This window comes from Leptospiraceae bacterium, assembly GCA_016708435.1.
Taxonomy (GTDB): domain Bacteria; phylum Spirochaetota; class Leptospiria; order Leptospirales; family Leptospiraceae; genus UBA2033.
This window is the reverse complement of record JADJFV010000033.1, coordinates 122,591-134,917: the sequence shown is the minus strand read 5'-3', so window position 1 is coordinate 134,917 and position 12,327 is coordinate 122,591. Positions and strand designations below refer to the sequence as shown.

At 36.3% G+C, this 12,327-nt stretch carries 11 protein-coding genes; 3 read left to right on the top strand and 8 right to left on the bottom strand.

Annotated elements, in window-relative coordinates; genetic code table 11:
* Positions 1–251: 251 nt before the first annotated feature.
* The 5 genes from IPH52_21415 to IPH52_21395 form a co-directional block, all read right to left on the bottom strand.
* Positions 252–1,268 (bottom strand): endoflagellar filament sheath protein, encoded by a 1,017-nt coding sequence (locus IPH52_21415; protein ID MBK7057558.1) that lies wholly within the window; start codon positions 1,266–1,268, stop codon positions 252–254.
* Positions 1,269–1,284: 16 nt separating this feature from the next.
* On the bottom strand, positions 1,285–2,049 hold the full coding sequence (locus tag IPH52_21410; protein MBK7057557.1) for an endoflagellar filament sheath protein: 765 nt from the start codon (positions 2,047–2,049) through the stop codon (positions 1,285–1,287).
* A 67-nt stretch (positions 2,050–2,116) separates the two neighbouring features.
* Positions 2,117–2,326, bottom strand: a complete 210-nt coding sequence (locus tag IPH52_21405) for a DNA-binding protein (protein ID MBK7057556.1) — start codon at positions 2,324–2,326, stop codon at positions 2,117–2,119.
* 266 nt (positions 2,327–2,592) lie between these two features.
* On the bottom strand, positions 2,593–3,564 hold the full coding sequence (locus tag IPH52_21400; protein ID MBK7057555.1) for a transketolase family protein: 972 nt from the start codon (positions 3,562–3,564) through the stop codon (positions 2,593–2,595).
* Positions 3,564–4,724 carry a methionine adenosyltransferase gene (locus IPH52_21395; GenBank protein MBK7057554.1) on the bottom strand — a complete coding sequence of 387 codons (1,161 nt, stop codon included), beginning with the start codon at positions 4,722–4,724 and terminating at the stop codon, positions 3,564–3,566. Before IPH52_21395 ends, IPH52_21400 begins: the two co-directional genes overlap by 1 nt.
* A 612-nt stretch (positions 4,725–5,336) precedes the next feature.
* On the opposite strand from IPH52_21395, the gene ftsH reads away from it, so the two are divergent.
* Genes ftsH through IPH52_21380 form a run of 3 tightly spaced genes read left to right on the top strand, consistent with a single transcriptional unit; the run spans position 5,337 to position 9,279 of the window.
* On the top strand, positions 5,337–7,271 hold the full coding sequence (gene ftsH, locus IPH52_21390; protein ID MBK7057553.1) for an ATP-dependent zinc metalloprotease FtsH: 1,935 nt from the start codon (positions 5,337–5,339) through the stop codon (positions 7,269–7,271).
* Position 7,272: 1 nt separating this feature from the next.
* On the top strand, positions 7,273–8,721 hold the full coding sequence (locus tag IPH52_21385; GenBank protein ID MBK7057552.1) for a hypothetical protein: 1,449 nt from the start codon (positions 7,273–7,275) through the stop codon (positions 8,719–8,721).
* Positions 8,722–9,279 carry a metal-dependent hydrolase gene (locus IPH52_21380; protein ID MBK7057551.1) on the top strand — a complete coding sequence of 186 codons (558 nt, stop codon included), beginning with the start codon at positions 8,722–8,724 and terminating at the stop codon, positions 9,277–9,279.
* On the opposite strand, the gene IPH52_21375 is transcribed toward IPH52_21380, so the two are convergent.
* The 3 genes from IPH52_21375 to IPH52_21365 are packed head-to-tail and all read right to left on the bottom strand — an operon-like array spanning position 9,259 to position 12,220.
* Positions 9,259–11,091, bottom strand: a complete 1,833-nt coding sequence (locus tag IPH52_21375; protein MBK7057550.1) for a serine hydrolase — start codon at positions 11,089–11,091, stop codon at positions 9,259–9,261. The two genes, IPH52_21380 and IPH52_21375, sit on opposite strands and share 21 nt — an antisense overlap.
* Positions 11,088–11,858: an alpha/beta hydrolase gene (locus tag IPH52_21370; protein MBK7057549.1), complete on the bottom strand. Its 771-nt coding sequence runs from the start codon at positions 11,856–11,858 to the stop codon at positions 11,088–11,090. Before IPH52_21370 ends, IPH52_21375 begins: the two co-directional genes overlap by 4 nt.
* Entirely contained in the window at positions 11,855–12,220 is a 366-nt protein-coding gene (locus IPH52_21365) for a hypothetical protein (protein MBK7057548.1), read from the bottom strand. The genes IPH52_21370 and IPH52_21365 overlap by 4 nt, the downstream gene beginning before the upstream one ends.
* Between the last annotated feature and the right edge of the window lie 107 nt (positions 12,221–12,327).

Genomic DNA, 12,327 nt, shown 5'->3' with positions numbered 1-12,327 from the left:
AAGACGTTAATTTCTAATATTTTGAGGTTAGGAAATAAGTAAACCATAAAATATCAGCTTAAATCAGCTTTCCTTTAAAAGGAATTGAATTTTGCAATGAGAGAACAAACGTCACTTCTCTTATGTGAGATTACAAGATTTTCTAGATGATGAGCGGATATCAGACTTTGCTTTTCTATTTTTAGGCAAAAAAAAACCTCACTGCCTTTGCAGTGAGGTTTTTCCATTTGAGGAAACAAGATTTTTAAGGCTTATTTCTTTTCAGCAGCAGGAGCGCTTTTGGCTCCACCAGAGTTACCACAATCCTTAACAGGTTTGATACCTTTAGCTTTTGCCTCAACTTCTTCCACTCTTTGTTTGTTAGAACAATCTTCTGGATCAAAGTCGATATTTGCACCATCAAAGTGAACATCGAATGTATCAGCTAGTATTTTTAACTCATCAAAGAATAGATAAGTAATGTCTCCACCAGTTTTAGGGGTAGATCTTAGTTTGAATTGTTTGAAAACTAAGCTCTTAGTTGCAGGGTATGCTTCTACGAATTGTGGAATGTTAGCAGGAATAACTGCTGTCATCGGACGCCATCCAACAAAGTTAACTGAGCCAAATTTGATTACATGAGTATCGCCTTTGTAGTCTTCGAACCAACCTTCTAGAATATAGTCAATTCCTCTTCCTAGAACCCAAACAGACATAGATTTTGTTACGCCTGGTAACTCTACACCGTAGATAGGCTGAATGTTTACGTTGTTAATGTCACGCTTCTCAGGAGCTTTTTGAGCTTCTGTGTTTGAAAATGCGTTGTCATTGATAAACATTCTTGGACGGTTGATTATGAAATCAGCAGTTCTAGGTGGTCTGATTGTTACTTCATTGTTTCCTGGAAAAGTAAAATGGAATTTTACCGCAAGAACTTGAGAATTGTCTTTGTCTTTGCTTAAATCAATGTATTTTACATCTCTAGGGTAGCCTTTAAGAAGTTTAACTTGTCTCATAGACTGTGTTGATGGAGCTAAATCTTTCTTATAAGGTTTTTTCCCATAATTATCTGGCAACTCAGAGTCTTTGTCAGTGAAGACTTCCCATTCAACTTTGTCCCAAGTTTCCAATGTAATTGATTTTAACTCATTGTTTCCTAGGTCATTTCCGTTTGTTGTTTTTAATCCTTTCTTTTCTGCATAGGCTATACCAGAAAATGCAATCGCGATTGCAATTATGCTTGAAAGTATACCTACTAATTTCTTCTTATTGTTCATATATTCCCTCATACCAAGTAAATTAATTCTACCAATTATCCTTGATTTCAAATCCAGGATAAATCATATCATACTTATCAGATCTCACTTCTAAATCATCAACATAGAAATAAAAATCACCAGCAACTTCATGCACATCACTTGCAACAAACAAAGAAACAAAGTGAATGTTCTTATCTAATAAAGAATATCTTGTGCTTTGTGGAACGTATCCTGGGATTGGAGCAGTTAATTTTCTCCATCCAAAGAAATCTAGTCTACCTAATCTGATATTGTGAGTGTTGCCTTTATAATCTCTGAATTTTGCAAAAAGTGTATGTCTGAATTTTCTTCCTAAAACCCAAACCGAAATTTGCCGAGCTTTACCTTTGATGATATACTCATGCGGAGGAGAAAGTTCTACTCGATCAAAGCCCTTTTCTGCAAAGAATGTCTTTACACCTAAGATATGGTTTGCACCAATTCTATCTTTTTGGTCTTCGGCAACCGGAACATATTGACCTTTATCGTCCTTCTTGTCAGGTACTGATTTTTCATCAAATACATCTTTAATGATACCTCTTTGTATCATCTTAAGAACTTTGGTTTGTCCCAGAGGAGTAGTTGACTTCGCTCTCCAGTCTTCGGATTCTTCGAAGTCTTCGAGCGTAACTCTTTCCAAAGGCTCAATCGCCGCACCACCGCCACCACTATTATTAGCAGCAGCCGGAGCTGTCTTTGTTTCCTGTGCATATAGAGATGGTAAACCTAGCACAGCCATCAACACCATCATAACAATATTTTTAAACTTCATTCGAAACTCTCCTTCCTCATTTGTACGGAATAATTTAGTGCTTAAAAAGTCCATAGTTATCTGTATCTTATTCTTTGTCATTCGCAATCAGAGTTTGAAACCTTGAAAGTATTTCTATCAATTTATCAACTCCTTCCGCTGGAACAAAGATGGAAGATTTTTTACTATTTGACCATTCGGAAACTTTCAGATAATATCCTGCTTGATTCTTTTTTAAATCAACTAGAAAAGTTTTGTTTTGGGTCACAATCTTTTCCGTTTGGATTTCAGGATCTATCATTTGTCTCTTATTCTCCCAAATTGATACATTCACTATCCATTTCTAAATCATTTTTAAGAAACCAAAAAATTTAGAAAGAAATATTTATAAACTACTGAATAAAAACTTCCGCTCAATCGCTTATAACCCGCCACCAATATCTCACACAAAACAAAATATCGGTAATCAAGCTGTTTACAAATGTATCTCTATTCTTATCGGAAATACAAGTTTAAAACTTAGTACAGGGAAGTAAATAAACTTGTATGCAATAAAAAAAAGGTTTAGTTATTAGCCTTCATCTTAACTGCTTTTTGGGCAAGTGCAGCAATCTTCTCTGACCGAAGGCCAAAGTAATCCAATAGTTCGCTCCATGTCCCTGATTTTCCAAAAACGTCTTTCATTCCCAATTTTAATACAGGAACAGGGAATTCTTCTGCTAGAAGTTCACTGACAGCAGATCCTAAGCCACCAATTACACTATGCTCTTCGCAGGTCACTACTGCACGACAAATTCTAGCATGTTTTAAAATTAACTCATTGTCAATAGGTTTTATCGTAGCCATATTAATTAAGGTAGCAGAAATTCCCTTTGCATGCAAAACCTCTACTGCCTTGATAGACTCACCAACTAAAAGACCACAGGCAACAATCAGAATATCCTTTCCTTCAGAAAGAAGCTCCCCTTTTCCAATTTCAAATTGGTAATTTTCTCTTTGAATGAGAGGAATCGGAGGACGACCAACCCGAACGTAAACAGGACCTTTGTATTCAGCAATTTTCTTTATGACAAGCTTTGTTTCGTTGAAGTCAGCGGGGCAAATCACTGTCATCCCCGGAATCACGCGCATAATGGCAAAATCCTCAACGATTTGATGAGAAGCCCCATCTTCGCCAAGAGTAATTCCCCCATGGGAGGCAACTAACTTAACATTGAGATTGGGGTAAGCAACGCTGTTGCGCACAACTTCCCAAGCTCTTCCCGCTAAGAACATAGCAAAGGAAGAAGCAAACGGAATTAATCCAGTCAAAGCCATGCCAGCAGCATGACCGACTAAGTTTTGTTCCGCAACACCCATATTGAAAAATCTGTTGGGAAATTTCTTTTTAAAAACACTTGTTTTTGTTGAACCTGAAAGGTCAGCATCCAAAACTACAACGCTTTCGTTTTCAGATCCCAGCTCAGCAAGTGCTTCCCCGTAAGCATCACGGGTTGCCTTTAGTTCAGAATTTGTGTTAGTAGTGATTGCTCCCATTAGCCTTTAAGTGCCTCTGCTTTATCAGTTTTTTCCCAAGTAAATGTTTCGCCCGTTCTGCCGAAGTGACCATAGCTTGCAGTATCAGAATAAATTCTTCCTTTTTCAAGTAAGCCTAACGTTTCAATAATTCCTCTTGGAGTTAATCGAAAATTTGCTTTAACACGTTTTACAATTTCAGAATCAGGGATTTTAGAAGTTCCAAATGTGTCTACTAATACAGACACAGGCTCGGCAACACCAATCGCATAAGCTAATTGAACTTCACATTTGGATGCAAGACCAGCGGCTACTATGTTTTTGGCGATATAACGTCCCATATAAGCTGCAGATCGGTCAACTTTAGAAGGATCTTTTCCTGAGAAAGCACCACCGCCATGTCTACCATATCCACCGTATGTATCGACAATAATTTTTCTTCCTGTTAAACCAGTATCACCATGAGGACCACCAATGATGAATATGCCTGTCGGATTGATGAAGTATTTTGTTTTTTTAAGAAGATTTGCAGGAATCACTTTTTTAATGCACTCTTCAATAACTGCTTCTTTAATTTGTTTATGTTTTGCTTCTGGAGTATGTTGAGTAGAAATTACAACAGTATCCACAGCAACAGGTTTACCATTTTGGTAAATTACGGTTACTTGCGATTTTGCGTCAGGGCGAAGAAATTTTAATTTCTTTCCATGTCTTAAGTCTGCCAATTTTTTCATGAGTGCATGAGAGTATTGGATTGGCATTGGCATTAATTCTTTTGTTTCGTCAATTGCAAATCCAAACATTAATCCCTGATCACCAGCGCCCTGCTCTTTAAATAAACCTTGACCTTCTGTTACGCCTTGCGAGATATCTGGGCTTTGTTTGTGAATGTGAGTTTGGACTACTGCAAATTCGGCATCAAATCCCATCGCTATATCATTATAACCTATTTTGTTGATAACACCTCTTACAATTTCTTGGGCATCAATCTTTCCGTTGCTTGTGATTTCGCCAGCTACAACGACTAAATTAGTGGTTACTAATGACTCGCAAGCAACTCTTGATTTAGGATCTTGCGCTAGAAATGCATCTAAAATTGCATCAGAAATTTGATCACATACTTTGTCAGGGTGACCTTCAGAAACAGACTCGGAGGTAAAGATAAAATCATTCAACGACATTGGTTATTTTCCTGTAATGTTTATTTTCTATTCCAAACTTTTAAATACAAAGTTAAATTTGTCATCTAAATTAAGGGTTATTGACTACAAAATGTTGGATATTTGTTTAGTCAATGAGGTTTATGCTAAATGGAATGGGTAAATTTCGTATTTGCGTAGGCTTTCGTAATAAAGAAATCGAAGTATACTTAGCTGTTCGAGTTGACTAGAGGAGAATAGGTATTAGCTTAAACAACATTGGACATTCCGCTGCCTTAGACAAGCTAGGGGAATACTTCCAAAGAGCAGGACAACAAATAACCAGCTAAAAGATTTCTTTTACTTTCTTCAGTGCTGCAGGCTTTGTGCTCTCGATTAAAAATTCATTCCCTCGTTTTTCCCAAGTCCAATTTTCTACAATTCAAGGATCGTATGTTCATCAGTGGCACTCTTTGAAAGTCTCCAATAACGCAAGGATTTCCAGCTAAATCACAAAATGGGAACCTTCCAAGGTCTAAGATATGCATCAAAAAACTATGGATAATTGCTGGGCTCGCTTTGTCCTAAGCCTGTATTTTATCTTGCAATTATTTGATAAATCAGAAAACTAACATTCACGGGAGAATTTTAATGATTAATAAGAATCTTAAGCAGGTAGGTTTTATCCTCCTGATTATTTTATTTGTCCTCTATGGTCTATACAATAGTGAGAAACGAGAAAACAAAGTAGAGGAAATTTCTTATTCCGACTTTTTAAATATGATCGAGCCAGCAGACGGCATTAAACCAATTGGAAAAATTATCATCAACCCAGAAGGGAAAACAAAAAAACTGATCACCATAGATAAAGAAGTTATCGAAGGCTGGTTTGAAGATGCAAAGGATAAACGTGTAAAACCTTTCAGAACGATAGTCGCTCCACTCACTACAGACGTATTGGGAAAACTTCGTAAATCCAATCTTACATTTGTTGCTAAGTCCACAGAAGAAAATCGTTTTTTAAATGCGATAACAGCGATTATCCCCTGGCTTCTTATCATTGGTGTAGTTTGGTTCATCATGATGAAACAAATTCAATCTACAGGCAACAAAGCATTTAGCTTCGGAAAGAGCAAAGCAAAGATGAACATGGATCCAAAAGTCAAAGTAACTTTCGCTGATGTAGCTGGTTGCGATGAGGCTAAGACCGAATTATCCGAGATGATAGACTTTTTAAAAGATCCAAAAAAATTCCAAGCAATCGGCGCTCGTATTCCTACAGGTGTATTATTAGTAGGTCCTCCCGGCACAGGTAAAACGTTATTAGCCCGTGCGGTTGCCGGAGAATCAGGAGTTCCATTTTTTAGCATTTCTGGATCTGACTTCGTAGAAATGTTTGTAGGGGTTGGAGCTTCTAGAGTTCGTGATTTATTTGAGCAAGGAAAGAAAAACGCACCTTGTATTATTTTCATCGATGAGATTGATGCTGTAGGTCGCTTACGCGGCGCAGGACTTGGCGGTGGACATGATGAAAGAGAGCAAACACTCAATCAAATGCTTGTTGAAATGGATGGCTTTGAGGCTAACGAAGGGGTAATCGTAATTGCTGCAACCAATAGAGCTGACGTTCTTGACCCTGCCCTACTTCGTCCCGGTCGTTTTGACAGACAGGTAATTGTTGATTTGCCAGACGTGAAAGGAAGAGAAGCAATTCTAAATGTTCACACCAAAAAAGTTCCACTTACAAGTGATATTTCTCTTAACTCTATCGCTCGTGGAACCCCTGGATTTACAGGAGCAGATCTTTCTAATTTGATTAATGAAGCAGCCCTTCTTGCAGCTCGCAGAAATAAAAAACGAGTCACGCAAGATGAACTAGAAGATGCACGCGACAAAGTAATGATGGGACCGGAAAGAAAGTCTTTCTTTATCACTGAGAAAGAAAAAGAAGTGATTGCTTATCATGAAGCAGGTCATGCAATTCTTGCAACTCTACTTCCTTATACCGAGCCTGTGCACAAAGTCACCATTATCCCCCGCGGTCGTGCTTTAGGATTAACTCAGTCTTTACCTGCTGAAGAAAAGCATATTCATCCAAAGAATTATTGGTTGGATCAAATCGTAATGGCAATGGGTGGCTTTATTGCAGAAGAATTACGTTTTGGAAATACATCTACTGGTTCTAGCAATGACATTCAACATGCAACAAACATTGCACGCAAGATGGTATGCGAATGGGGCATGTCCGAAAAGTTAGGAACAGTAAACTACAATGGGGCTAACGACCAAGTATTCGTTGGTAGAGATATGGGTCATGCGTCTAATAAGTATTATTCGGAACAATTTGCCGCTTTAATTGATGAAGAAGTTAGAGCCATTGTGCAAACTAGCCTAAACAAAGGTCGTGATCTAGCCAAAAAGAATTTCAAGAAATTAGAGCAAATAGCGAAAGCCCTCCTTTCTCAAGAAATTATTACACATGAGGAGTTAATGGCAATCGTTTCTCCTGCAAACCCTAAAGGTGGAAGCAGTGAAAAAACTTCTAAGTCTGCAAAATCTAATGGAGAGTTGAATCCAGCTTTAACCTAATATGGCAAAGGGTAATCCACAAAGATTTTCAACTGATATTCCGATTACAACCCAACTGCATATAAGCTCGATTGAAAACATTCGAGCTGTGCTTTTTGGCTCCAATCTATCGACTGACGCACGAGAGATTATAGATAGTCAGAAAGAAGATATCCTTGCTCAGTTGACAGAAATTCAAGCGGCTTATGCAAAGTTTATTCAAAGATTAGTCGGACAGTCAATGAAAGACGAAGTCGAGAAGCAAGCTAGTGAACTTTTTCCCGATGAAGAAGACATGAAGCCGCAAGAAACTGAATTTTTAAAAATCAAAATTATTTACGAGAATTTAGCATCCTTTTTAAAATCCGTCGAAACTGCTTGGAATAATATCATTGGAATGTCTAAGGTATTTTCAACCTATCCAATTACCAAGCCTCTCTATGAGAGAATTCAAAAGGAGAATTTAAGTCTAATCAGCATTCTAAATGATGATACAAGGGCTCTGCTCGATTTAATTGAGAAGACCTTTGATTGTCATATTGTTGGCTCTTCTAAAGCAGACAAGCGGCTTCTTGTCAGTAACCTCATATATGAAGAGGGTAAGGATTTTACTTATGAAAATCTTTTTAAGAATCTCCCCAAATTAGAAGTAATTCCAACAACGACTACTCCTAAACTATCAGATCGATTGTTTCAATCAAAACCAAAGACTCCATCGCAAGAAACCGACTATTATTTCACAACTATAAAGGGAACAAAGGAGTGGAATAGAAATGACGCTTACATTCTCTATGTGAAAAAAGGGGACCTCAAAGAAGAAGAAAAGAAATTTTATAGTTCAAGCTTTGTGATTTTAAATCCATCGGATAATAACAACATTAACCTCGCAGCGGCTCTTGTCAGAAAAAACATGGGACACTCTGCAGCACCTAAATACAATAAAATGCTGCAAACACTTCTTGACTTTGCAGTAACTAATTTATTTTCGAGAGACTTTGTTGATTTGTGCGATGATACGTATACTTTCTTATATCATATAGGCCCGATTGTAATATATAATATCATCCAAGAAGATTTGGTTCGTAGAGATTTCGGCTATTGCCATTTTGTAGATAACAATAAGATTATCAAATTTCTTCCAGAAGCAATTATCAAAAAGCATATCATAGACTTCTGGGCAGACAAATTCTTTGACCTAAAAGCCTCTCAAGTAGATGCATATATCAATTACTCAAAAGCCGTTTCTAATATTAGGGAATCCTACAAAAACTTCTTTGAAAATGCAGCATCTACACGTAAGCGCATTACAAATGATCCGATGACAACGGAAGAATATATGCGAGAGAATGTAGGGAAATTCTTTGGTTACAGAAGGGCACAGGTTTATAGACGTTTTGTGCCAGACAATGTATTTGGTCTCATGCAAGAAATCAACTCTACAGATTTAGTAAATAAATTCAAATCCCGCTAGATGCCTACTATTTTTTCTCACGGCATAGCAGCAGTATCCGCAGGTTCCTTATTTAAAACTAAATCAGATACAGTAAAATTTTATATTCTTATTCTTTTATGCTCAATCATTCCGGATGCTGATGTAATTGCATTTCGTTTTGGAATTCCTTATTCCCATTGGTTAGGACATCGTGGGATTACACATTCCATTTTTTTTTCTGCCATTTTTCCAATTCCAATTTTATTTTTGTTTTATCGAAAAGATTTTGCGTTTAACTTCCGTTATCTGCTACTCTGGTTCGTATTTTTTATATCAACACTTTCCCATGCATTGCTCGATGCGCTCACAAATGGAGGACTTGGAGTTTGTCTTTATTGTCCATTCTCTTCGGAAAGATTCTTTTTTGACTTTCACCCAATCCAAGTCTCCCCTATTGGAAAACGGTTTTTCTCCGAAGCAGGTATACTTGTATTAGCCTCAGAATTTATCTGGATATGGATTCCTTCGTTTATTGTGCTTACAGTATCTTTTCTAGTTAAAAAAATTATCCAAGATTCAAAATCCAAAGCTGAGTAAATTCCAGAAACTCATCCAATAAATAAAAGCAAAAGAGACTAGTAAAAACAATACAGATTGAATTTGTCGGTATAGATGTAAGCCTCTTTCGATGAGGGACTTGAGCGCATAATAGGTAAATGCGCTGATACCGAGGATAAAGGCAAACGGAAGACTAAAGATGGTATAATCATATGGAGTCAGTTGTAGAATATAATCATGAGTATCCATTAACCTATAATGATCTACAAAGAAATAAAAACTACCAAATAGAATTAGGCCGAGAATCGTTTCTAACCAAAGAAGAATATGCACATTTCGTCTCATTCGATTTGGAACGTAGGCAATTTTTTTAGCAAATGCATAGGGAAATTCTACCACCAACAACAAGAGCATAATAGAATAAAAGCTTAAAAAGAATATTCCTAGATTCTCATGAAAGGTCTTTGTTTCAAAAAGCGGCAACTTTCGATAAGCCCCGTGTTGACCAGAGCCTGAAAGCAAATACTCTACATTACCCGCTTCATTCATTTTAAAAGAGATATAGGCTTCTCTATCCAGACAGCGAAATAGAAATGGATCTATTTCTATAAACTCCAATCTTCCTTCCAAGTCTCCATAAGGATCCATTCTATCGGATTCTAAAATTAACATTTTGTTTTCTTTTTTAATACGAATAGAAGTGTTATAAGTTCTAAACTTAGAGATTGTATGTTTAGAAATCTGAACAGCAGCATACTCGCCTTCAAAATTTTGCAGATACTCATCATAACCCGGACTTTTATCGCGTTTGACTTTCTTTTTTTCTACCGGGAAAAAAGTATCTAAGAATTCAGAAACAATTTCTCTTCTTAAGATTGGATTGTAAGAATTAGTATATAGATATATCGCGGAATTTTTATCAGGAAAAAAAACAAACTTCTCTGTGTGATCATTGCTTTCGTTTACTCTTGAATAGCCCCAAGTATTATTCTCGTAGTGTTCAAAAAAACCAATGACTGTTCCAGGTAGTTTGTCTTCCATACGTAATTTTTCTTGAAAGATTTCGTTCCATGTTTCTTTTTTAAGGATACCTTTTAGTGCTAAATCTTCTGCATTTAAAAAAATTGGTATAATCTTTTCTAGATCTTTGCCAGTTACCAATAACTCTGCATTTTCAAAAACAGAATTTTCTAGATTTAACTTTGCTAGTATAGATTCTCGAATGTATTCTTCCCTGCTCTTTCCCGCGGCATCCTGTAATATTGTATGAAGAATAACCAAATCATCCGCGCTGTAACTAATAAATTCATTTGGCTCACTAAATCGAACGAGCGATGTGTTCTTATTAAAATCAGGCTCTCGTTTTCTTTCTGGATTGGAATAAATTATATTTTCTTGTATTCCTGATGTATGTGTTAATAAATTTTCAATTAGAATGTTCTGTTTAAAATTTCGATCATACTTCCATTTATAATTGGCAATGTCACCACGAAGATTTATCTTTTCAGCTTCCTGTAATTGCAATAAAGATAGAGCTGTAAATATTTCATCAAATGCTTTTGAATTGAAACGAGTTAATTCCGAAAAAGATTGGGAATGCTCTGGGTATGTTTTAAAAAAAGTTTTTTTATCTTTTACTAAGACAACTAACGCATGGTTTGCATTCAAGTTCTTTTCTTTGAAAAACCTATCCGCGAACACTTCAAGTTCATTTATTTCCACCGTCTCTTTCTGCGATTTCTTAAAACCTAAATTAGTTTGAGGATAAACAGAAGTTATCGCTAGTAGCAGAAAAAAAACAATAGCCACTAGAAGATGATTGGAGTAAGATAGTCGCAAACTTAATTTCATTTATTCAGAAATTCCAAAATCTTCTCATTTACAAATTTGGGATTTTCAAAGGGAGCCATATGCCCTGCCTCGGGAACTTTTACAAATTCAGCCGAAGGAATTTGAGAAGATAACTTTTCCATTGACTCAGGAGGAGTTATTGTATCGAATTCCCCACAGAGAACTAAAGTAGGAACAGAAATTTGATTCAAAACAGATGTAGTATCTGTTCTTCCTTGCATTGCGAGTAAGAATGATTTGACGCTATTTTCTGTTCTGTCCTTTGTGATTTTTAGTGCTTTCTTATAAAGTTTTGGATAGGCTTTGATTGTTAGCTCAGACAATGTATTAGTTGCAAATTCTTTTAGAAATTTATCCACACCATTCTCATTTATATTCTGTATACCTGCGACTCGTTTTAATTTTGCTTCATTGGAATCTGCTTCTGTTCTTGTGTCGCAAAGAATTATCTTTGAAAAAAATTCAGGCTTTCTTTCTAATGCTCGCAAGATAATATATCCGCCCATCGAAAGACCGCATACTATCAATTTGCCCAACTTCTCTTTTTCTAGAATTGCGAATAAGTCATCAACTAGAAATTCAAAGGGGGTTGGTTCTGTTTTTTTTGATTTTTCCCATTTTTCGAGGATGTCGTAACTTAGACAATAATAGTCATTTTTTAAAAATTCAATTTGTGATTTCCACATTCTATGGTCAAAAGGAAATCCGTGTAGAAATAAAATGGCTGGATTCTTTTTATTTCCGTCTTTGTAGAGTTTTTGTTTCATGTTGGCTTTTGAGCCAAAAAATGCACGCAAACGATTGACGCAAACACCTTTGACTCGTATAATTCCGATTTTTTATTTTTACAAATTCCAGACTCTTGAAATCGGCAGGTAACGCAATTCCATTTTTCGCTGACTTGATTAGATTTCTTAGGTTTTTCCTTTTCAATCGAAATACCCTCTATTTCATGGAGTGTGGTTTTCTTATCCCCTTCCTTCAAATACCGGATGATGCTAGAAAGCTCCTCTACAGAAGGTGTTCTGCCTACTTCAATTTCTCGTTCAATATACTTTATAATCTTGAATTTGTGGTCTTGTTGCAAAGAGTTGATTTTTTCTATGATTTCTTCTGGTATATTTTCCATTCGCTTGCTCCGACTGTTTTTTTTTCGACTACCTTATTTATAGTTTGGAATTAGTAAGCAATTATTTTGAATTCTAGGGTTCATTTATCCAAAAAGTTTTGCTGAAA

Excerpts from the sequence above, each read along its gene's own strand:
- IPH52_21365 (MBK7057548.1), bottom strand. The coding sequence starts at position 12,220 with ATGGAAAATATACCAGAAGAAATCATAGAAAAAATCAACTCTTTGCAA.
- IPH52_21400 (MBK7057555.1), bottom strand. The coding sequence starts at position 3,564 with ATGGGAGCAATCACTACTAACACAAATTCTGAACTAAAGGCAACCCGT.
- IPH52_21415 (MBK7057558.1), bottom strand. The coding sequence starts at position 1,268 with ATGAGGGAATATATGAACAATAAGAAGAAATTAGTAGGTATACTTTCA.
- IPH52_21395 (MBK7057554.1), bottom strand. The coding sequence starts at position 4,724 with ATGTCGTTGAATGATTTTATCTTTACCTCCGAGTCTGTTTCTGAAGGT.
- IPH52_21380 (MBK7057551.1), top strand. The coding sequence starts at position 8,722 with ATGCCTACTATTTTTTCTCACGGCATAGCAGCAGTATCCGCAGGTTCC.
- IPH52_21370 (MBK7057549.1), bottom strand. The coding sequence starts at position 11,858 with ATGAAACAAAAACTCTACAAAGACGGAAATAAAAAGAATCCAGCCATT.
- IPH52_21385 (MBK7057552.1), top strand. The coding sequence starts at position 7,273 with ATGGCAAAGGGTAATCCACAAAGATTTTCAACTGATATTCCGATTACA.
- IPH52_21375 (MBK7057550.1), bottom strand. The coding sequence starts at position 11,091 with ATGAAATTAAGTTTGCGACTATCTTACTCCAATCATCTTCTAGTGGCT.
- IPH52_21410 (MBK7057557.1), bottom strand. The coding sequence starts at position 2,049 with ATGAAGTTTAAAAATATTGTTATGATGGTGTTGATGGCTGTGCTAGGT.